This is a genomic window from Shewanella sp. GD03713 (assembly GCF_029843705.1).
Lineage (GTDB): Bacteria > Pseudomonadota > Gammaproteobacteria > Enterobacterales > Shewanellaceae > Shewanella.
The window spans coordinates 1,335,509-1,357,062 of record NZ_JAOCIW010000001.1 but is presented as its reverse complement, the minus strand read 5'-3'; the positions used below and the strand labels follow the sequence as shown (position 1 = coordinate 1,357,062).

Genomic DNA, 21,554 nt, shown 5'->3' with positions numbered 1-21,554 from the left:
CCACACCTCTGCACTTAAGTCGCACAATCAAATAATAGTCATTATCATAAAACGAAAATTAAAAACTAAAATCAGTAAAAATCGCTCATATCTTTCTAAAATTCAGAAAGATTAACGCTATTATGGTATTAACGCTGATTGTGGGGCTTAAACGGGTCACTCACGCGGCTGGAAATACAACTTTGAGGCATCAAAAAGGCTCATTCCCAACTGGTTTATAGATAAAAAACAGCCAAAGTGCACATTAAACAGTCGAACACATCATTTATCAGGAAAAAGCACTTGCAGAGGATAAACACCCTCGTTAATATAGCCGCACTTCGAACGAGGCAGCATTAAGTTGTCGGTTTAAAGTAGTCAACTAACGCTTAGTTTAGTTGCCCGAATAGCTCAGTCGGTAGAGCAGAGGATTGAAAATCCTCGTGTCCCTGGTTCGATTCCGGGTTCGGGCACCACCATTCGCCGGCATAGCTCAGTTGGTAGAGCAACTGACTTGTAATCAGTAGGTCCCGAGTTCGACTCTTGGTGCCGGCACCATAAAAAACAAAAAAGCCACTCACTGAGTGGCTTTTTTGTTTCTGGGATTTGGATGAGTTCAAACTCCTTCAATGTTCGATGTTCAATGCAACTACGTTACGACTAACCAGCTATCAATCATTTAAACAGTGCTTAAGTTCGGTTCTTGGGCATGACGTCATATAAACAAAATACTGATTAACAGCTTAGTACTTAGCACTGCGAATATTTAAAATTCCCAGTCATCCACAGCCGTTTTACTCATTTATCCCACGACTAAATCGAATTAACCCATTGGAATTAACCCATTGATAGTTCGGCCAAGTAAACCATTCGCATCTCTATAAAGCCTTAAATAAGGCGCTTTTTGTTTAATACTTGGTCAGTCGAATTAAAAGGACTTGCACAGTGAAAGCGAGCACTATATGATACGCGCACTTCGAACGAATGGGGTGTTAAACACTCGGTTTGAAGTAGTTAACTAACGCTTAGTTTAGTTGCCCGAATAGCTCAGTCGGTAGAGCAGAGGATTGAAAATCCTCGTGTCCCTGGTTCGATTCCGGGTTCGGGCACCACCATTCGCCGGCATAGCTCAGTTGGTAGAGCAACTGACTTGTAATCAGTAGGTCCCGAGTTCGACTCTTGGTGCCGGCACCATAAAAAACAAACAAGCCACTCAATGAGTGGCTTTTTTGTATCCGTATTTTGAACCTGAATGTTGAGTAAAAGTCACAGCATCGACAGCCCTGAGCAACTGACTTACTCTCGATAATCACAGTCGCTCCCAAACTCCACTCTTAGTGCTAGCACCATTAAAAACAACGAAGTCACTCGACGAGTGGCTTTTTTGTTTCCGTATTTTGAACCTGAATTTTGAGTAAAAGTCACAGCATCGACAGCCCTGAGCAACTGGCTTACTCTCGATAATCACAGTCGCTCCCAAACTCCACTCTTAGTGCTAGCACCATTAAAAACAACGAAGCCACTCAATGAGTGGCTTTTGTTTCTGTCATTTTGACAATTTACTTTATCTGCTCATGCACTATCGGCCTATCCCCCGCCTGCACTTGATGTTGCAAATGCCGCCAACCATGGGTCAACTCATTAAGCGGTTCTTTTCGTTCGGGGAACTGTGCAGACAATTTATCAATAATATCAATTTGTTTTTTGCACAATAAAGACCAACGGTCAGCATTAGATAGGTACATGGCGTTTTCCTTAACTGAGGGAGTACATTTCCTTAGTAGAGTAAGACTAGGCCAGAATCATACCTTTGCCAAATTAAAATTGCGTGTTAGCGCACTGTTAAAAGCCATAACTCCAGAGTATCTTTGTCCTATAAACATAAGAGAGGAGGCATTATGACAGCCACTATTTTAAAGCTCGTTTTTATCGCGATTGGTTTGTTTCTGGTTTATAAGCTGATCTTTGCTGGTAAGAAGGGACTGACTATTTTTGAAATGCATTTTAAAGATGGCCGCATGACTCAACATAAAGGCAAAATCCCCGAGCGTTTCGAGCGCGAATGCCGCCAGCTGGCCAAAGCGGAAAAGCTGACTTGCACTATTAGAGCAGAAAAAAACTCCGGCGTGCGCCTGCATATTTCTGCCAATGTGAATGACAACCTGCAGCAGCGGATCCGTAACCAATTTCCCTTTGAGTATTACGATAAAAAGGCGGTCGACAATAGTCGCCAAGGGGTTAATCCTCTTGACGTTCAGCCCTTATTTTTCAGTAAGGGCTGAAAACATCGCACTCTCGCTAGATTTACCCAACGTTTGTATTTAAGCCAGCTCTAGAATTTAAACCTACTCTTTGGCTCTAGTCGTCCATCTTCACGGGCATCACGAACGCGGCGCTCATTATCCTGCACCATAGGATCGCTTGTTGGTTGATTAGGGTCGACTTGCTCATCTGACTGACCTTCAAATTGAAAATCGATATTCGAACAGGCCATTAAAGACAGACTTACGAATACCAGCATTAACATCCAATAATTTTTCATCGACTTAGCCATGCAGGATTGAAGTGTTTTGTCAGCCTGCTGTAATAAACGAAAAATTATTAGTTAGGCTATACCGTTAATGCTTTTGGATCACTAAGGTCACTTTGGCAACAGTGACGCCCCATTTAATAATATCGCTTTGGTTAATAATGGTATTGTCATTCACTAAGTACATCCAATCATCAAAGTGCACTTGGTATTCATCACCATCTACGGGCAGTAGCATATCGTAACGCCAACGCAGCGCACTGCCGCTCGCCTTCCCTTCCGCAGTACCGATAATATCGTCAGCCCTGCCAGTGTATTGCCCTTCCCCTTGGGATTTAATGCGCCAAATACGAGTTTGGGTTTCACCATCATCATAGACAAACCACTCTTTGATGGCGCCTTCCGTCCCCTGCCAACTCGCCTCCATGGTGACATTAAACCGACGTATCACTTTGCCACTGAAGTTCTCAACAATGCCCGATGCCTTAAGCGGGCCATTAAAGAAGCTTTCTAACACTAAGGGGGGATTGGTGCCTTGATAATCACTTACATCGACACTAGAACAGCTAGACAAAAGGCTGACCATCAACAACCCTAAGACAACAGACTTACCCCAGTTAAGCTTTAGCAATCGCATGATTTTTCTCCTAATAATTGCGCCCTTAAGGTTGGCCTGCTGGTATTGGTCGATAACCAAATCGCCAGAAATGCTTCGGCTAATTTAGGCTCTTCGATAACGCCAAGCGGCTGACCATTGAAAAAGAACTGACTGCGCTGCGCATCGATGAGTTTGAAACTTAAATGATCGCCAGGCACAACATTAGGCCAAATTCCCTTGAGTAATTGCAGCCAATTGGCAATTTCATCCTTGGTGTAACCTAAGTGTCGCCACTGATCTGCCGTCGCCTCTAACAGATCATTCGCCTCAATATCACGATAATATTCAATGTCTAATAACTGCGGATAAATCCCACTCTGGTACTTCCCCGTAGTGGTCATCAGCTTGGCTTTATAGACATTAAACCAGAGCCAATCCATCTCACCTCGGCCAACCTCAACCAGCCCTGAGGTCATAGTCTTTTCGATGGCCGCTGGCGTGGCGCTATATCCTGCGACTGGCAGCATTAATCCACACAGGGCGCCGAGATATCGCTTTTTTAACAACATCACTGACAATATGGATGAAAGATGAAGCATCAGATTTCTCCAGCAAGACAAAGATTAACGACGATATAAACGCGCCTAGATAGCTCATCCCATAGACCTATGGCTGCGCGAGAGTTTGATGAAAAGAGGCAATAACACAGCCCAAATAATCGCGAGAAACACCGCAGACACGCCCTCACCATAGGGAAGGCTCACGGCATGAAATGCGGCCCCAGCCAAGTAACTCAGGCTGCCGAAGATTGCCCCTAGAATGGCTTGTAATACGATCGCAAAGGCGCGGATAAGCTTAAGGCTATGGTGCAAACTCAACGCAAAATGCAACCAGAGACACGCCAACCAAGCGGGAAAAGCGGAAAATTCAAATACACTAGCCAACGTTAGCAGGCTATCAACCGCCATACCGAGTAACCCAATCTTAAGCATTGCGCTTAAGTCCCGCGGGATAGCGGCGGTTTCCACTCGCGGCAGTAATATAAAATGCAGCACTAACAGAGGGATACTCAGTAACAGCGCGCGATTGCCGAACAACACGCCAGTCCACCACACACACTGAAAACTCAAGCTGTTATAGAGTATAAAGCCCTGATATTTTGAGATATTGAGTATGTTTCCCGCCATAGAGGACATCTCATCACCACCTTAGTTACCGCTCACCGCATTCGGCAAACGGTAGTCTGGGCGCACCGCAACCAAATGCACTGTGCTCGTGGTACGCTCTAAAAAGCCTCCTTCGCAATAGCTTAAGTAAAACTTCCACATGCGGATAAAATCGTCGCCATAGCCAAGGGCTTGCACTTGCTCAATGGCGCGGTCGAAATTGTTATGCCAGTCCCTCAGCGTCTTGGCATAATCGAGGCCCATATCATCAATCGACCACACCTGCATATCGGTGCGCTTGGCCAAGTGTCCAACCATTTGGTGAACCGAAGGCAAGCAACCGCCAGGGAAAATATATCGCTGAATAAAATCAACACCTTTGCGATAACTGTCGTAACGTTGATCGGCGATAGTGATAGCCTGCAATAACATGCGGCCATGGGGTTTGAGTAAGGACTCGAGCTTTTTAAAGAACCCCGGCAGGTACTCATGGCCAACGGCTTCAATCATCTCGATAGACACTAGTCTGTCGTAGGTGCCGCCGAGATTACGGTAATCCTCAGTCAATAAGGTGATGCTATCGCTTAAGCCTTCCCGTTCGACTCGCGCTTTCGCGTAAGCATATTGCGCATCCGAAATCGTTGTGGTCGTCACGTGCACGCCATAATGCTTGGCGGCGTAAATGGCTAAGGCACCCCACCCCGTTCCGATTTCGAGTAAGGTCTGCCCAGGTTGTAGGTCGAGCCGCTCACAAATGGTTTTCAGTTTATGCAGCTGCGCCTGCTCTAGACTCGCTGCGCTATCGGGATAAAGAGCGCTGGAGTACAACATTTCGCGATCTAAAAACTGCTCATACAAGGCATTACCTAAGTCGTAATGGGCCAAGATATTACGTTTAGAACCCTGCTGTGAGTTGCGATTCAGCAAATGTTTCATACGGTTAACCGATCCAGTCAGCCAACCGAATTTCGCCTCAATCTTATCGAGCAAGGGGAGATTGCGGGCAAACAGTTGCACCACCTTAGTGAGATCCGGGCTAGTCCAATGACCTTGGATATAGCTTTCACCGGCGCCAATGGAGCCCGAAAACATCGCTTGGCGATAGAAGCTCGGATGCTTCACCACCAGGGTGGCATGTAAATCACTGTGATGCTCACCAAAGCGATAGCTCTTGTCGCCCTCCACTAAGGTTAAACAGCCGTGGGGGAGATTTTCTAATGCTTTGAGCAGTAGCTTACGGGCCAGACTGTCAGGCAATTTTGCCGTAATAACAGAAGATTGCGATGCAGTGTTTTCCATTTTATTTCTCCACTTGGGCTGGATGTGGCACAAAAGGTACGCGCTTAAAGAACAGCTTTAACGCCTGCCAATAAATTCCGCCGAAAATTTTCAGCGTCATAAATGGAAAGCGAAACAACAAGGCGCGAAGGGATTGAGCATTGATAGCTTGCCGAGTCATCGACAGGCTGGCATTAAACAAACGCTTACCCGTCTGATTAGGTAGATTCTCGATGCCAATGTTTAAGCGTTCAGCGGGCGGTTCAACATGCCACTGGTAGCGCATCTCGAGGTTCATAAAAGGCGAAACGTGAAACACTTTATCCGTGGTTTTAGGGGTGGATAAATCCACTAAATAACAGTGACGTTGATCCCACGGGGTGTTACTCACTTCGGCGAGCATATATAGAGGCTGTTGTGCTTGATAACAAAAGTAAAAATTCACTGGGCTGAAGTACACGCCAAAGTGGCGAATCTGCCCAACAAACAACACTCTGTCGCAAGATTGGTGACCGCCTAACTCAGCAACTTGCTCAAGCACCCGCTGCTTAAGGGCAAAGCTGCTTGGCTCGTTTATCTCAAGCTGGCGATTCTGGTTATCCCTTGTCGTAAAAGTGCAAAGGTAATCCTTGGGATTAAATCTGAGCAGAGCGCGCCGCTGACTGGCAAAACACTTCCCCATAGCACTGATGCTATCGACTTCGTCTAAATCAATCGCCAGCAACGCCATTTGGTAGCTAAAGTGATGTTTTACTGGCGTATAGCGACTATGGGTCACGCTGCCGTAGTAAATACCGCTATTGAGCTCACTCATAGCGTAACCCCAAAGTGAGCGCACACATCTAAGGCGCTGCGGACACCGTCTTCATGGAAACCATTGTGCCAATAGGCGCCCGCAAAATGGGTATGGTTTTGCCCCGAGATTTCTTCCCGGCGCGCCTGCGCCTGTAAACTCTGCTCATTAAACACAGGGTGCGCATAGTTAAAACGGCGCAGAATTTTGGCTTCGTCAATCAGCTCTGTCTGGTTAAGCGTTACGCAAAAGGTTGGTGCGTCGCTTGGTAGGCGCTGCAGAATATTCATATTGTAAGTCACAGAGGCGGGGCGTTTTTGATTGCCATCCAAACGATAATTCCAGCTGGCCCACGCCGCCTTACGCTTAGGTAAAAGGTTGGTATCTGTATGTAAAACCACCTCATTATTTTGATACTGCAAGTCACCCAGAATTGCTTTTTCGGCCGAGCTGGCATCGGTTAACATCTTAAGCGCTTGGTCGCTATGACAAGCGAGGATCACCTCATCGAATTCCTGCCACTCACCATTCACATAGAGTTTTACGCCCTCAGCATGGCGTTCGATGGCACTCACTGGGCTGTTTAAATGCAGATTGTCTTTAAAAGGAGCAATTAAATCTGGAATATAACTGCGTGAGCCGCCCTTAAGCACATACCATTGCGGTCTGTTGCTGACGTTTAATAAGCCATGGTGCTCAAAGAAACGGATAAAGAAGCGCAGCGAAAAGGCGCGCATATCCTCGATGCTCGATGACCAAATTGCCGCGCCCATGGGCAAAATATAATGTTCGGCAAAAAAGTGAGAAAACTGCTCGCGGTCGAGAAACTCCCCCAAGTTACCAGCGGGATAATTATCCTGCTGGTAAATCGCCTTGCAGCTTTTATTAAAGCGCACAATTTCATTTAAAAAGGCCCAAAAGCGCGGATTCAGGAGGTTACGCTTTTGGGCAAACAAACTGGCAACGTTATGGCCATTGTACTCAAGCCCCGTCAGGGCGTTGTGCACACTAAAACTCATTTCGGTCGGCAAAATACTGACATTTAAACGGGCTAACAGCCGTTCAAAACGGGGATAGGTTCGGTCGTTAAACACGATAAAACCAGTGTCTATCGCATAGTGTTTACCAAGATGCTCCACATCCACGGTCGCGGTATGGCCGCCTATATAGTCATTGGCCTCAAACACAGTAACCTTGTGGGATTGGCTGAGTAGATAGCCACAGGTCAGCCCTGAAATTCCCGTCCCTACAATGGCAATATTTTTCATCGTCCTGCATCCTTAAGCGCCTTCGGCTGGTTATCCCGTTGGATCATTTTTTGCCAAACCAAGGCTGGTAGAAATGACATCAATTTCAATAAATAAGTAAATCGTTTGGGGAAATGGATCTCGGTTACGCCGCGCGAGAGCCCGCGGCGAATTGCCGTTGACGCCGCCTTTACATCGACTTGCATCGGCATGGCAAAATCATTCTTGGCCGTTAGAGGCGTAGCCACAAATCCTGGGCAAATCACACTCACAGAGATCCCGTGTTGAGCAAGGTCAAGCCTTAGGCTAGCGGCTAAGTACTGCACGCCCGCCTTAGAAGCGCCATAGGCCTCCGCACGGGGAAAGGCTAAATACGTCGCGCTCGAACTCATCAGTGCCAAGCGCGCGCCTCTTGGCATTAAGGGTAAAAACGCGCCGAGGCAGTAGCCCATGGCTATCAGATTGGTGTGCACGACACGCTCAAACAATCTGTCGTCGAAGTGTTTAGCGTCATCGATATACTCGCAGCCACCAGCATTGAGGATCACTAAATCCAGCTGACAGGCGCACTGAGTCAGTAAATCTTTGATACGGAGAGCATTCTCTTGGACTTGGCTGCGCTCATTAATATCAAAGCTGATACAAGTCGCCCCAATCAGCACGGTTTCGGCAAGAGCATCGAGCTTGGCTTTATCTCGCCCGCAGGCAATCACATGCCAGCCAGCGGCGAGATAATCCTTGGCTAATTGCAGCCCAATACCCGAGCTTGCCCCTGTGATCAGCACAGTGTTGATTTTATGGATCTGCACTGAGGTCATCACTTTGCCGCCCTATCTTTAAGCAGGCGAATCAGACCGCCCATGCAAGGCAAATGCTCATAAAGCATTTGCCCTAAGTCGAAATAATCCCGATGAAAGTAAATCCGCTGATGAAACTTAAGTTGACTCATACCATCGACCCGGATGAGTTCGCCCTTGTTTAACTTGGGATGGCGATATTGCATCTGCCAGAATAGCGAAGCTTGGGAGTCATCTTGCAATACTTCTTTGATTTCAAAGTGAATGTAGCCAACGTTTTTGTAGAGTTTGGCAAAATACTCAGTCAAAGCAGTTAAACCATTCACTTGATGCATAGGATCGATAAAACAAATATTGTCATCGTAGACCTGAGCCAACAGATGCAGATTGTCCTTGTTTAATGCTTGATAGAGCGCGATAAACTCATCAACCACACCGCTCTGTTCAATCTTCGCTTGGTTTATCATCCAGATAACTCCCTAAGGGATAAGTTGTAAGGTTGAGCCTATGGCCTAGGCCTTTTTCAGCACCCCAAGTACCGCCAGCGCCCTCGCCCTTGCCGCATTGTGCTCCACAATTGCATAGGGATAAGCCGAGTCAGACTCCAGCGTTGGCACCTCAAATAACGAAGGCGTTTTTTGCATATTGGGTTGGTGCAAACGCTTGATTCCCCAAGATGCCAGCTCTGGTAAGTACTTACGGATAAAGCTGCCATCTGGATCAAACTTTTCGCTCTGGCTGATAGGATTAAAAATGCGGAAATAGGGCTGGGCATCGCAGCCACAGCCCGCCGACCATTGCCAGCCACCGTTATTAGCCGCCAGATCGCCGTCGATAAGATGCTGCCGGAAGTAGCGTTCACCCCAGCGCCAATCGATAAGCAAGTGTTTGGTTAAAAAGCTCGCCACCACCATGCGCAGCCGATTATGCATCCAGCCGGTTTGATTAAGCTGGCGCATCGCGGCATCTACAATCGGGTAACCCGTTTTGCCCTCGCACCATGCCAAAAACTCAGCTTGGTTGTTGCGCCACTGCACATGGTCGGCCTGACGATTAAAGTTATGCCCCTTGGATAAATCTGGAAAGGCGACCAACAAATGGCGATAAAACTCCCGCCAGATCAGCTCATTCAACCAGGTTCGCCCAGGGCTAGTATCATCGACAATCACCTCGGGAAAACGCCCAAGCAGTGCCGCGATACATTGCCTTGGGCTCAGCACGCCCAGCGCCAAATAAGGGGAGATAACACTAGTCCCCTCGAGAGCAGGAAAGTCTCTGTCCTGCTTATAGTCTTGGGCTTTTTGCTGAATAAATGCGGTAAGAATACGCTTTGCCTGCCCCTCTCCCGCCGCCCATTGCTCGCTCGAGGTTAGCTTGCTGGTGAATTGGAAACGTTCTTTAAAACTGATTAGCTTTGGTTCAGGTAACATTGGGCCAAGCGGCGCAGGTACAGCAAGCGGCAAAATAGCGCGTTTGGCGGCAACTTCTCGCCACTTGCGGCTAAAGGGCGTGAACACTTTATACATATCACCGCTTAAGTTAAGCACTGTACCCGGCGGCAATAGGCAGTGTTCGTCGCTGAGCACCAAAGGGATACCCGCATCGAGACAGGCTTGGTCGCGCTTTTGCTCGTTGATTTCAGGTTCTTGCCCCGCAAACACCCGCTCAACGCCAAGATTTTCGCAGTAACTCGCTAAAAAAGCGGGCACCTCTTTAAAGCTATCGAGCTGAATAAGCTCAAATTCAATCCCTAGGCTTGCGAGTCCTTGGGCGAGCAAATTCACATGCCGCTGGATAAAATCAATCTGGATCGGCGCCATATCGTGGCTGAGCCACTGGCTCGGAGTCGCAATATAAATCGCCCTGAGTTTTGCGCCCGTCGCTTGCCGCACCCAATCACAGGCAGCCGTCAGCGCTTGGTTATCCGTTAGACGCAGATCCTGGCGAAACCACATCAACGCGTGCTTTGCCGCTTGGGGTTGATTATCACTCATCGGCTTGCCCTCCTTGCTCCGCTTCGGCCGCGTTTTTGTTCTTACGTAGCTGTTTCTTCTGTTGCTCTTTTGCCGCCGAAACTTGGCTAACCCATTCAGCCAAGTCTGGCGCCATAAACGCTGATAAGGCCGTGAGAGTCGGTGCAAAGGGGCCGATGAGATAACAGGAAAGTGGCATTTGCTCGAGCAAGCTTTGCAGCTCGAAGATTTTCGATGGTGGATGATTCGCCTCAGGCACTAGCAAGAGTGCATCTACCTTGAGTCGATTATTGATAAGCCCAAGGCTTGTAGTGTCAAGCACGCCAAGATTAATGACAGACACTCTTAACTCGGCAAGTTCTAAGTGTAAAACCAGGCTATACAAGCGGTTAGTCATACTAGAGCTATTAATACTAGAGCTACTTATGCTTGAGTTGCTTGCGCTCGAGTGAATCATGTTCGAATGACCCGCGTGCTGCTCGGCCGTTTTTTGCCCTTGGATAGATTGCAAACACACGACACCGATTTGCGCCAAACTGGCCTGCCCGGCAAAACTGGCGCGCCCTCCAATGCGGCTGGCTAACTCACTTTCTAGCCATGCAAGCAACAGCTCGGCATCTAAACGAGGCTCAAGCAAAGCAGGTAACTGCGCCATCCAAGCCAGCAACAATTTTTGTTTCACTAATTGAAAGGGATATAAGCCGAGTGCTTCATCAAGAATTTGGTGCAGCTTTGGTTGATCCAATTCAAACAGCGCACTATTTAAAGCTGTGATCTGCTCAAGCCACAAATCCCCCTCTTGCAATGGGGTGCTATCATCCTCGGTCGCAAGCGCCGAACTCATCAGTAACGGTTTGACCTTACTGATGGCGACACCCTTGGCTAACCATGCATTGATCTCATGGATTTGTTGAATATTTTCAGGTGTGTATAACCTATGGCCCTTAGGCGTACGCGCAGGGATCACCAGCCCAAAGCGGCGCTGCCATGCTCTTAACGTTACCGCGTTAACCCCAGTCAGTAGCGACACTTCCCCTATCGGGAGCAGCTCGCGACTCTCGAGATTTTTGGCCTCAACCTTTGAATCATGTTGTTTCATATCAATAACTTAACTCGTTAATCTTAATGCATTATCTAATCGTTCAAGTGCGTATTTTCGCCAGCTAACTGTGATTAATAGGCATAGCGCAGCTTCAATTCCTCGGGATGGGGATTTAAGTACACTTGATCCTCAATATAGGGGGTGGGGAATTGGCGCAAATAGTGGTTAATCAAAGTGATAGGCACCAGCAAAGGGAGAAGTCCTTGGCGATATTTCATAATCATTTCAGATAGTTCTAACTTCTGTTCCTTATTCAAATGCTTTTTAAAATAGCCCTGAATATGTTGTAAGGTGCTGGTATGGTTTCGACGGGTCGCATTGATTTTTAAGGCGGTCATAAAACCCGCAAAATAGCGCTCGGCGGTTTGATCTAAGTCTTCAATATTGGCCACAATCGGCCCAAGCTCTCGATACCATTTTGGGCTATGGGCCATCAATAGATACTTATAGCGGGAATGAAACTTCACTAACTTGTGCTTGGTTAGGCCCTCATGACACATCTTATGCCAGTCGTGATAGGCATAGACTCGGGTAAAAAAGTTTTCCCGCAGCACCATATCGTGCAGGCGACCTTCTTCCTCGACGGGGAGGTAGGGATAGCGTTCCATTAATTTACGGGCAAACACCCCAATGCCTGATTTAGTGCCATTATTGGTACCGATTTTGTACTCAGTCACCCGTTCCATACCGCAGGTCGGCGATTTGGCACAGAGTAAGTAACCGCCTAAAAAGCCTAATTCCTCAACCTTTTGCTCGCTAAAGCGATTGAGTTTGTCGGTGACATCTAAGCTGCCATCACCACTCTGCACTCGGATCTGCTCACCATCGCGCACTAATCGAATGCTTTTTCGCGGTGCACCTAGGCCAATCGCCATTTCTGGACACAAGGAAACATAATCAAAAAAGGGGGCAATCTCTTGATTACAATAGGAAGAATTTTTATGCCCACCGTCAAAGCGCACCTTCTCCCCTAGTAGGCAGGCACTGATCCCAATTTGAATTCGCTGCGGATTAAACTTGTACATAATGCTATTCCTTGTATCACTTTAAATAATATTACGGACCATTCTTGTACAAGGATCAAGTTTTTGTACAAATTTTTATAAAAATTTTCTGACGCTAAAAATCCAACGAAAGTCACTAGGGCTTGGCCCTGATATTGCTTAGTTTATTCGCCCCATTGGCGCGGCATCAGGAAGTAAACATCGACGAGGGAGAATAAGGAAATGACGGTCATCAATCCCAATAGCTATGCAGCCATTGCACTAAGCCAGCTAAAATCGGCTCAGACTCAACAAACGCAGGGCGTACCAAGCACTTCGGAAAGTTCGAGCCCTCAAATGACAGCTCCGCAAGATACTGTCACCCTATCGGGCAGCGTGACTCGAAGCGCTGAAACCAGTGATACCTATAGCCAGCTTGCGCCCAATGCCAAACAACATTACACCAGCAATGTGCAAAATATTGCCGGTACAGAAGAGAGCGCAAAACCCGAAGACAGATTAGCGGAAGCCATGCAGGCTATCCTCGATAAACGCACCGGAGTCGACAGGGAAAAACTGAAGCAACTAGAAGAAGAAATGGCGAAAATTGCCGCCAATGACAGCTTATCCGAGGAAGAAAAGGCCAAGCAGATAGCGCTACTCGAAGCCCAAAAAGCTGAGCTAATTAAAGAAGCAACTGAAAAAAATGAAGAGCGGCAACGCAATAATCAAGCTGAAGTCTATTTTAGTTAATGCTTAACGTTCAAAGCTAACAATCTGAAAAAAGACCTTGATAAGCGACTCACCAGACACACAATGAGCGAGATGCAATCCAAAACGCCAGTGAGCGTGAGAACAGTGAAAGATAAGTAAACTGCCGCGCAAGAAAACCGCAGAATCGTCAACGGTTGAAAAACAAAAATCCGCCCCATCTCTGGGGCGGATAAGTATCTAAATCAGGACTTTTGATAACGCTTTCAACCCACAAGCTAAGCCATACCCGATAGCAAACTAGCGTTTCTTACCGCCTAAGGCGCGCTTCTTAGCTCGCTGTTTTTGAGCCGCTTTACTATTGCGTCTTGGCTCGGGTTCCATTTTATTAAAATCAGGTTCAAAGCCGGGATACCATTGCTGCGGCAGGCGTTTATCGAGCAATGCTTCGACCTCTTCAAGCAGCAGTGCATCCTCTTGGCTAAACAGCGTAATCGCCAAACCAGCACTACCCGCACGCCCAGTGCGACCGATACGGTGAATATAATCTTCGGCAATAAAGGGTAGTTCGAAGTTAATTACATACTGCAAGTCGGCAATATCGAGGCCACGAGCGGCAACATCGGTCGCGACTAAAACCTGCACTAGTCCTTGTTTAAAGTCCTTTAAAACCTTCTCCCTTGCGCCTTGGGATAAGTCACCGTGAAATGCCTGCGTTGCCACCCCGAGTTGATTGAGCTGAGTGGTCAGCTTATCGACACCCTGCTTAGTGCGGCTAAAGATCAGCACTTGCTGCCAATTTTTGCTGCGTACTAAATGGCTGACAAACTCGGTTTTACGATCACTGTCGATGGCATAAACCCGCTGCTCCACCTGTGCGGCCGTGGTATTGCGTTTCGCGACTTCGATAAGCTTAGGATCACGCAACAGATTTTTACTGAAACCGAAAATCGAATCGTCTAAGGTGGCCGAGAACAGCAATGTCTGTCGCTGCGCGGGCACTTGCTTGAGCACGGCTTTGATTTCATCCATAAATCCCATATCGAGCATACGGTCGGCTTCATCAAATACCAGCACACTCAAACGCTTAAGATTAAGTGCACCTTGACGCAGATGATCGAGCAGGCGCCCAGGCGTCGCGATAAGCACATCGATGCCGGCCTTAAATTCGGCTTGCTGAGCCTCGATACTCACGCCGCCGTAGGCAATCCCGATACGAATGTCAGTGCCTTTGGCATATTTCACAAAACTCTGCTGCACTTGCACCGCTAACTCACGAGTGGGCACAAGCACTAAGGCTCGAATATTTTTGGGTGCATCGAGGTTTTGGTTATCGAGGAGTAATTGCTGCAAAATTGGGAGAGCAAAGGCTGCGGTTTTTCCCGTTCCCGTTTGTGCGCCCGCCATCACATCCTGTTTTGCCAAAATAGCGGGAATGGCTTCAATTTGGATAGGCGTGGGCTGCTGATAGCCAAGTTCGGCTAAGGTAGTCACTAGCTGAGAATGTAAGGAAAGCGCGCTAAAAGACATGGAAGATCACCAAAAACAATAATGGCGCCATGTTAACAGACAGCCGCTAGAGCGACCAGTTGCATTGCATCTGTCAGTTGCTCACGGCGTTAATCGTGCCTAATCAGCCTTATGGTCGATAGACGCGCTCAGACTTTCACTAGACGCGCTTAGGCTTTCGCTAAAAACGCCTCAACATCCGCGGGTAATAGTGGACGGCTGAATAGATAGCCCTGCGCCTGATCGCAGAGGTTTTGGGTTAAAAACTCGGCCTGTGCTTGGGTCTCGACCCCTTCTGCCACTATCTCTAACTTGAGCGCATGCCCTAGAGCAATTACGGCTTTAGCGATAGCGGTATTGTTGGTGTCGAAGGGAATATCCCGCACAAAGGATTGGTCAATTTTAAGCTTATGAATCGGCAGTTTTTTCAGGTAGTTAAGAGAGGAATAACCGGTTCCAAAATCATCGACCGAAAGCTCAATGCCAAGATCTCCTAGCAGCTTTAAGTCGCGAATCGCCACATCGGGATTGTGCATCATCACGCTTTCAGTCACTTCAAGCTCAAGGCAAGTGGCGGGCAATCCTGTTTGCGTCAGGATGCGTTTCACATCCTCGACAAAGGAGCTACGTTGTAGCTGTTGTCCGGCAACGTTAACGGCAATTCGGCCAAAAGGTTTCCCCTCGGTAAGCCAACGCACGCCTTGAAGGCAAGCGGTTTCGAGCACCCACAAACCAATGTCGTAAATCAGCCCGATTTTCTCGGCGACGGGAATAAATACCCCTGGGGAAATTTGCCCCAATATCGGGTCATTCCAACGCAGTAGCGCCTCAACCCCTATGGTTTTACGGCTGACTAAATCCAATTTAGGCTGATACATCAAATACAAAGCGTTCTGCTCAAGGGCGCCATAAAGTGCGCTCTGCAGTTTTAGATGCTCAAAGGATTGCTTAGTGAGCGACTCAGTGTAAAAAGCAAAGTTATTGCGACCTTCACTCTTCGCCCGATACATGGCGGCATCGGCGTTACGCAGCAAAGTATCGGCATTACTGCCATCATCGGGATAGATGGACACTCCCATACTGGCGGTCAGACGCAGATGATCCCCAGTACTCACCACAAAGGGCTGTTCAAAGACTTGGCGTAATTGGTTAATGGCCGCTGCGGCATCCTCATGGCTTTGAATGCCCGAGATCAGCGCCACAAACTCATCGCCGCCAATTCGCGACAACACATCTTGCTCTTGCAGCTGACTGCGTAACCTCTTAGCAAGCTCCACCAGCATTTCGTCGCCAATACTGTGGCCGAAACTGTCGTTGATATGTTTAAACAAATCCACATCAATAAACACTGTGGCTAGTTGGGCATTGAGCCTTTTTGCATGTCTGAGTTCTTGTTTGAGCTGCATCATCAGCTTCATGCGGTTTGGCAGATGGGTCAAAGGATCGAAATAAGCTAAATGGGCTAGCTGGGCCTCGCTCTGTTTTTGAGCGGAAATATCGGAAAATACCGCCACAAAATAGCGCACATCACCTAACTCATCATAAATGGTGCTGATGGTGATATTTTGCGGGAAGATAGTGCCATCCTTGCGGCGATTCCAAATTTCGCCATTCCACTTACCCGTCTCGAGTAAGTGATTCCACATGGCATCGAAAAAGGCTTTCTCGTGGCGACCCGAGTTAAATAATCGTGGATTTTGACCGAGCAACTCTTCCCGCGAGTAGCCAGTGATTTCATAGAAGGCACCATTCACATCGGTGATATTGCCGTGCCTGTCGGTGATCACCACACCTTCGAGGGTATGTTTAAACACATTGGTCGCCAGCGTGAGCTGCTCTTCAACCTCTTTATGCTTGGAGATATTACGGGTCATGCCTATGACACCGGCAAGTGCGCCCTCAGAGGTCATTGCTGGAATTTTAAGGGTTTCTAACCATAAGTGTTTATTCTGTTTTTCACCGTCTAAACACTCGGCGACGATAATCGGTGTCCCCGCTTCAATGGCAAGCCTATCACCATTGAGAAAAATCTCGGCGATTTCTTTACCAAAAAGGTCTTCGTCCGTCTTGCCGACAATTTCACTGCGGGGCAGCTCCCAGGCTTTCTCCACACTGTGATTGCAGATGGTGTAAACACCTTGGGTATTTTTGACCCAAATATGCTCTTCAAAGCTATCGATAAAGGTTTGTAAGTCAATCACATCGGGCACATAGACTTGCCCACGCTGCATATCCAACGCCTGTTTTTGCAGCTTTAGCCACTCGCTCAAATTAAGTTGCAGGCTATTGACAGTTAGAGACGCAAGTTGCAAAGCCCTATCCCCTAAATGTAGAGGATCGCTGTGATATACACATAAGACGCCAAAATGTGCCCCCGAGGTCCAAAGGATCGGCAGGTAAATTAAGCTCCCAAGCCCAGTGTCGCACCACTGCTGGTTCGCGCTGATATCTTGGATAAGGGCGTGCTGATAGGCACTACCGCTGCGGATATCCTCAGGCAGATTTACCTGATGGTGGCTAAAAGTACGTGATTCATTAAAGGGGTTATCAGCAGCGTCTGCAGAGGAAGCGACTTTAACTTTAGGGGTGGCATTTTGATGTAACCTTAAATGCGCTTGGAGATTAAAATGCCTAATAAGGGCTTCAATATCAGCGAGTTGACATTGTTCTGACTGTACGAGTAGGCGATAGTCACCCGCCGCGCTGGCTTGTAAAATCACCGCATGCGACTGCGTCATATCGGCAATCAACTGCAAGTCGTTTGCCCAATCCGTCAACTGTTTTTGTGAAATTGCAACATCAATCATAAGCTTGCTTACTGTAGCCTCTACAATTCCATTTTGATTGAGGGCATCACGCGCCCTCACCTTCACACGCCGCAATCCAGCCTTGATAGCCACCAGCTTAGATTCATCGCTTTAAGCGTTTCTACGCGCTAACCCGCACAGCATCTGGGTAGATATTACCGCAGACACTCAATCATCGTCATTCACTAATACATAAATATTTGACTCAATCGCCGATTACTTTGTTTCAAATAACGCTACGAGGAAACCAGTAAATCTAACACAATGAAAAGCAATGTTTTTTCATCTTATCAATCTACAAAAAACCATGTGTCAGCCACAACACCGATTTAAAGACAAATTACCGCCTTTTGATTGACAACAACATTATCCTATTGTCTACAATGGAAATAATCAGGATGAAAAACAAGGATCTCTATGCCTACCGTGCCCACAGCAACACCCGCCATCCCGTTAACGAGTCAACAGCTTTATCGTAAATCCGAACTTAAACAGCTTAACCCTGAGTGTCAGTCTACCGCTCAGCTCACGCCACTCGACGATATTGTTGGGCAGGAACGTGCCCAACAGGCGGTGGAATTCGCCATGGGGATCAAGGAAAAGGGCTATAACATTTATGCTATTGGCCAAAACGGCTTAGGTAAACGCACTATGATGCTGCGTTATCTAAATCGCCATGATCCTATTGAACCGTCACTGTTTGACTGGTGCTATGTGGTTAACTTTGACGATACCCGCAGTCCTAAAGTGCTCAAGCTGACCGCCGGAACGGGGCAAGAGTTTAAAAAGTCCATCGAAAAACTCATGCTAAAACTGGTCAAAGCGCTGCCCTTAGCCTTTGATAACGAAATGTATTATGCCCGAGCTGAAAAGCTCAAAAGCCAACTGGCACAAAAACAAGAAGCCGCGCTGACAGAGCTGAGTGAAGAAGCCAAACAAAAAAACATTAGCCTCAGTTTAACCCTGCAGGGCGATTATCAAATGGTTGCCCTCAATGGCGAAGAGCCCCATGACGAGGCCTCCTTTGGCGCCTTAACCGAAGCCGAGCGCGCTCAATTTGAAAGCAATATCAATGGGCTCGAAGTTAAACTTCGCGGCATCATTCGACAAAATACCGAATGGGAAGAAGAGTTTAGCGATACCCAACAGGAACACGACGAACAAGTCGCTAAAGATGTGCTGGTGCACTTTTTCAAACCCTTGAAAGACAAATACAAACATCAGCCCGAAGTCAGAGCCTTCTTAACGGGGATGCAGTCGGATATCTTAAGTAATTTAGATATTTTCCTTGAGGAGAGTGAGGAGCAACTCGCCCTCGCCTACGCTTCCCTAGAAAAGAAAATGCCGCGCCGCTATCAGGTCAACGTCATCGTATGCCAGGGGGAGCAAAAATTCCCGATTGTGGTCGAAGAAAGCCCAAGCTACCACAGCCTGTTTGGCTATGTTGAGAACGCCACCTTTAGGGGCACAGTATTTACCGACTTCTCACTCATCCGCCCAGGAAGCTTACACAAGGCCAACGGTGGCGTGCTGTTGATGGATGCTATCAAAGTACTGGAGCGCCCCTATGTGTGGGACGGCTTGAAACGTGCACTGCGCTCCCGCAAGTTAGATTTAAGCTCCTTGGAGCGGGAAGTCTCACTGTCGGGCACTATCTCATTGGCGCCGGAACCCATTCCCTTAGATGTGAAGATCATTCTGTTTGGGGATCACGAAACCTATCAGCTTTTACAGCATTATGATCCTGATTTCAGTGAGTTATTTAGGGTCACGGCCGATTTTGAAGATGTGATGGATAGAACCGATATCTCGGAGGCGCAATATGCACGATTTATTTCCAGCATAGTCCACGATAACAATATGCTGCACTGTGACCGCAGCGCCATCGCACGCATCATCGAATACAGCTCCCGTGAGGCGCAGGACCAACAAAAGCTGTCGCTGCATTCGGCAAACATCGCCAATCTGCTTAGGGAATCAAACTTCTGCGCTAAGGCCGCCGCAAGTCAATGTATTGAAAAACAACATGTAGAGCAGGCGCTGAAAAACCAAGAGCAACGGGTCTCGCGCCTACACGACAATATTATGGAGAGCTTTATCAACGGCACGACATTAATCAATACCCACGATAAAGTTGTCGGCCAAATCAATGCGTTATCTGTGATATCAACCTCAGATCATCAATTTGGTCTGCCGAATCGTATTACCGCCACCACCGCCTTCGGTAAGGGGGAAGTGCTGGATATTGAGCATAGGGTTAAGCTCGGCGGCCGCATTCACTCTAAAGGAGTGTTAATCCTGACAGCCTATTTGGCTTCGGTCCTTGGTAAAACCGCGCAAATCCCCCTCACCACCTATCTCACCTTCGAGCAATCCTACAGCGGGGTAGATGGTGATAGCGCCTCGATGGCCGAATGCTGCGCCATTATCTCCGCCATCAGTGAGTTGCCCTTAAGGCAGGATATTGCCATTACCGGATCGATGAATCAGTTTGGTGAGGCGCAACCCATCGGCGGCGTAAATGAAAAAATCGAAGGCTTTTTCGATGTGTGCAAAATTAAGGGCCGCTCATCGAGCCAAGGGGTGATTATTCCCGAGTCGAATATCGCCAACCTCATGTTACGCCAAGACATTGTGGAAGCGGTTGAGCGTGGAGAATTCCATATTTGGGCAATTAGCCATGTCACCCAAGCTATGGCATTACTCTTAGGTAAAACGGCAGCGACCTTAGGAGGCAATGATGGGAAACACGCAGGCCATTATGCCCCAGAGTGCGTATTTGGGATTGCCCAGCAAAAACTCAATGCCCTGAGGGCGCTCCCTAAAGCCAATTGATAGTCGGACCAAAATCAAAAAGGGTTAGCAAAGCTAACCCTTTTTTATCGGTAATTGCTGCTCTGAGTTACACCAAGCTTGCCAGCATTTCATCGCTATAGGTCACCAATTCATGACCTTGGCGCACTCTTGCCACATAATCTGGGTTGGCAATAAAGGGGCGACCAATCGCAATTAAATCAAACTTATCGGCGGCAATCGCTTCACTTGCCGATTGGGCGCTGTAACCACCTACACCCACTAAGGTTTTGCCATAGTTAGCACGCACATAGCTAGAAACACGGCCATCTAAGTAATCAAACTCCATGCTGTCGTCGAAGATACCGATATGCACAAAGGCCAGTTCACGTTTTTCGAGCTCAGGCAACAGGTAATCAAACACGGCGCGGTCACGGTTATCGACAGCCATATTGAAATAGGCGCCGGGAGAAATACGAAGACCGGTTCTGTCTTTACCAATACGCGCCGCAATCGCATCAACCACTTCTAAAGCAAAGCGTGACATATTGGCAGGTGTGCCGCCGTATTCATCGGTACGACGGTTGCTGTCATGGTGTAAGAATGCATCGATTAAATATCCGTTTGCACCGTGGATCTCAACCCCATCGAATCCGGCTTCAATCGCGTTTTCGGCCGCTTTCGCATAATCGCGGACTAAGCCCTGAATATCTTCAAGAGTTGCCGCTTTTGGAGTGACATAGGTCAGCTCACGCATTCTGGGCACACTGCCCTCTACTTTTTCAGCCGAAGGCGCCAGTACATCGCCGCCACCGAAGAAATGTGGGTGTGCGACACGGCCGGTATGCCATAACTGCACAAAAATCTTGCCGCCATTAGCATGCACAGCATCCGTCACTTTACGCCAGCCGGCGATCTGCGCTTGATTAAAAATCCCGGGCGTATTTGGGTAACCTTGACCATCAGGGCGAATGATCGTCGCTTCGGAGATAATCAATCCCGCTTCGGCGCGGCGAGCATAGTAAGCCACCATATCATCGGTCGGTACTAAATCCGCATCGGCCATACAGCGCGTTAATGGCGCCATTAAAATACGGTTTTTTAAGGTAATAGTGTCATTAAGTTTGTAGGTATCGAATAAATTACCCACGGAATTCGCTGCATGTTCAATCGTCATTGGTGTTGCCCCATTCTTGAATGTGCATTCAAGATATTCTTATTTGAACGATCATTCAAGAACATTTTTGAATGTTTGTTCAAAATTAGTTAGAATCAGCCCAAGTATCCG

19 protein-coding genes and 4 tRNA genes are annotated in these 21,554 nt (G+C 47.7%); 7 read left to right on the top strand and 16 right to left on the bottom strand.

Features of this window, described 5'->3' with window-relative positions:
• The first annotated feature begins 379 nt into the window (after positions 1-379).
• The 4 genes from N5E87_RS06040 to N5E87_RS06025 all read left to right on the top strand — a co-directional run bounded on the left by N5E87_RS06040 (position 380) and on the right by N5E87_RS06025 (position 1,173).
• Positions 380-455 (top strand) — tRNA-Phe (locus N5E87_RS06040).
• Between the two features lie 6 nt (positions 456-461).
• Positions 462-537, top strand: a tRNA-Thr gene (locus N5E87_RS06035).
• A gap of 478 nt (positions 538-1,015) precedes the next feature.
• Positions 1,016-1,091: transfer RNA gene (locus tag N5E87_RS06030), tRNA-Phe, on the top strand.
• Positions 1,092-1,097: 6 nt separating this feature from the next.
• Positions 1,098-1,173: transfer RNA gene (locus N5E87_RS06025), tRNA-Thr, on the top strand.
• Between the two features lie 365 nt (positions 1,174-1,538).
• Here the strand turns inward: N5E87_RS06025 and N5E87_RS06020 are convergent.
• Complete coding sequence (locus N5E87_RS06020) at positions 1,539-1,724, bottom strand: hypothetical protein (protein WP_011625617.1); 186 nt, start codon at positions 1,722-1,724, stop codon at positions 1,539-1,541.
• 153 nt (positions 1,725-1,877) lie between these two features.
• Between N5E87_RS06020 and N5E87_RS06015 the strand changes: the two genes are divergently transcribed.
• Positions 1,878-2,261 (top strand): DUF3634 family protein, encoded by a 384-nt coding sequence (locus N5E87_RS06015; RefSeq protein WP_086903190.1) that lies wholly within the window; start codon positions 1,878-1,880, stop codon positions 2,259-2,261.
• 50 nt (positions 2,262-2,311) lie between these two features.
• Here the strand turns inward: N5E87_RS06015 and N5E87_RS06010 are convergent, their stop codons facing one another.
• The 12 genes from N5E87_RS06010 to N5E87_RS05955 form a co-directional block, all read right to left on the bottom strand.
• Positions 2,312-2,533: a hypothetical protein gene (locus tag N5E87_RS06010; protein WP_086903189.1), complete on the bottom strand. Its 222-nt coding sequence runs from the start codon at positions 2,531-2,533 to the stop codon at positions 2,312-2,314.
• Between the two features lie 64 nt (positions 2,534-2,597).
• Positions 2,598-3,146, bottom strand: coding sequence for a DUF3833 domain-containing protein (locus N5E87_RS06005; RefSeq protein WP_279775173.1), 549 nt, complete (start codon positions 3,144-3,146; stop codon positions 2,598-2,600).
• Positions 3,134-3,706: a chalcone isomerase family protein gene (locus N5E87_RS06000; RefSeq protein WP_086903187.1), complete on the bottom strand. Its 573-nt coding sequence runs from the start codon at positions 3,704-3,706 to the stop codon at positions 3,134-3,136. Before N5E87_RS06000 ends, N5E87_RS06005 begins: the two co-directional genes overlap by 13 nt.
• A gap of 54 nt (positions 3,707-3,760) precedes the next feature.
• Complete coding sequence (locus N5E87_RS05995; protein ID WP_086903186.1) at positions 3,761-4,303, bottom strand: DUF2878 domain-containing protein; 543 nt, start codon at positions 4,301-4,303, stop codon at positions 3,761-3,763.
• Between the two features lie 12 nt (positions 4,304-4,315).
• Positions 4,316-5,572, bottom strand: a complete 1,257-nt coding sequence (locus tag N5E87_RS05990) for a cyclopropane-fatty-acyl-phospholipid synthase family protein (protein WP_086903185.1) — start codon at positions 5,570-5,572, stop codon at positions 4,316-4,318.
• Between the two features lies 1 nt (position 5,573).
• A complete protein-coding gene (locus N5E87_RS05985; protein ID WP_086903184.1) occupies positions 5,574-6,365 on the bottom strand; it encodes a DUF1365 domain-containing protein in 792 nt (263 codons plus the stop codon).
• Complete coding sequence (locus N5E87_RS05980; RefSeq protein ID WP_086903183.1) at positions 6,362-7,612, bottom strand: FAD-dependent oxidoreductase; 1,251 nt, start codon at positions 7,610-7,612, stop codon at positions 6,362-6,364. Before N5E87_RS05980 ends, N5E87_RS05985 begins: the two co-directional genes overlap by 4 nt.
• Positions 7,609-8,409: an SDR family NAD(P)-dependent oxidoreductase gene (locus N5E87_RS05975; RefSeq protein ID WP_086903182.1), complete on the bottom strand. Its 801-nt coding sequence runs from the start codon at positions 8,407-8,409 to the stop codon at positions 7,609-7,611. Before N5E87_RS05975 ends, N5E87_RS05980 begins: the two co-directional genes overlap by 4 nt.
• Positions 8,409-8,855 (bottom strand): nuclear transport factor 2 family protein, encoded by a 447-nt coding sequence (locus N5E87_RS05970; RefSeq protein ID WP_011625607.1) that lies wholly within the window; start codon positions 8,853-8,855, stop codon positions 8,409-8,411. The genes N5E87_RS05975 and N5E87_RS05970 overlap by 1 nt, the downstream gene beginning before the upstream one ends.
• A gap of 45 nt (positions 8,856-8,900) precedes the next feature.
• Entirely contained in the window at positions 8,901-10,382 is a 1,482-nt protein-coding gene (gene phrB, locus N5E87_RS05965; protein ID WP_086903181.1) for a deoxyribodipyrimidine photo-lyase, read from the bottom strand.
• The gene (locus N5E87_RS05960) at positions 10,375-11,460 is read right to left on the bottom strand and encodes a MerR family transcriptional regulator (RefSeq protein ID WP_279775172.1); all 1,086 of its coding nucleotides are present in this window, start codon (positions 11,458-11,460) and stop codon (positions 10,375-10,377) included. The genes phrB and N5E87_RS05960 overlap by 8 nt, the downstream gene beginning before the upstream one ends.
• A gap of 74 nt (positions 11,461-11,534) precedes the next feature.
• The gene (locus N5E87_RS05955) at positions 11,535-12,488 is read right to left on the bottom strand and encodes a DUF523 and DUF1722 domain-containing protein (RefSeq protein ID WP_086903179.1); all 954 of its coding nucleotides are present in this window, start codon (positions 12,486-12,488) and stop codon (positions 11,535-11,537) included.
• A 201-nt stretch (positions 12,489-12,689) separates the two neighbouring features.
• On the opposite strand from N5E87_RS05955, the gene N5E87_RS05950 reads away from it, so the two are divergent.
• The gene (locus N5E87_RS05950; protein ID WP_086903178.1) at positions 12,690-13,199 is read left to right on the top strand and encodes a hypothetical protein; all 510 of its coding nucleotides are present in this window, start codon (positions 12,690-12,692) and stop codon (positions 13,197-13,199) included.
• 258 nt (positions 13,200-13,457) lie between these two features.
• Here the strand turns inward: N5E87_RS05950 and N5E87_RS05945 are convergent, their stop codons facing one another.
• Positions 13,458-14,687: a DEAD/DEAH box helicase gene (locus N5E87_RS05945; protein ID WP_086903177.1), complete on the bottom strand. Its 1,230-nt coding sequence runs from the start codon at positions 14,685-14,687 to the stop codon at positions 13,458-13,460.
• A gap of 149 nt (positions 14,688-14,836) precedes the next feature.
• Entirely contained in the window at positions 14,837-17,473 is a 2,637-nt protein-coding gene (locus N5E87_RS05940) for a bifunctional diguanylate cyclase/phosphodiesterase (protein WP_279775171.1), read from the bottom strand.
• A 417-nt stretch (positions 17,474-17,890) separates the two neighbouring features.
• Here N5E87_RS05940 and N5E87_RS05935 point away from each other — a divergent pair, with 417 nt between their 5' ends.
• On the top strand, positions 17,891-20,308 hold the full coding sequence (locus N5E87_RS05935; RefSeq protein WP_279775170.1) for an ATP-binding protein: 2,418 nt from the start codon (positions 17,891-17,893) through the stop codon (positions 20,306-20,308).
• A gap of 67 nt (positions 20,309-20,375) precedes the next feature.
• Here the strand turns inward: N5E87_RS05935 and N5E87_RS05930 are convergent, their stop codons facing one another.
• A complete protein-coding gene (locus tag N5E87_RS05930) occupies positions 20,376-21,443 on the bottom strand; it encodes an alkene reductase (protein ID WP_126512726.1) in 1,068 nt (355 codons plus the stop codon).
• Positions 21,444-21,554 lie beyond the last annotated feature (111 nt).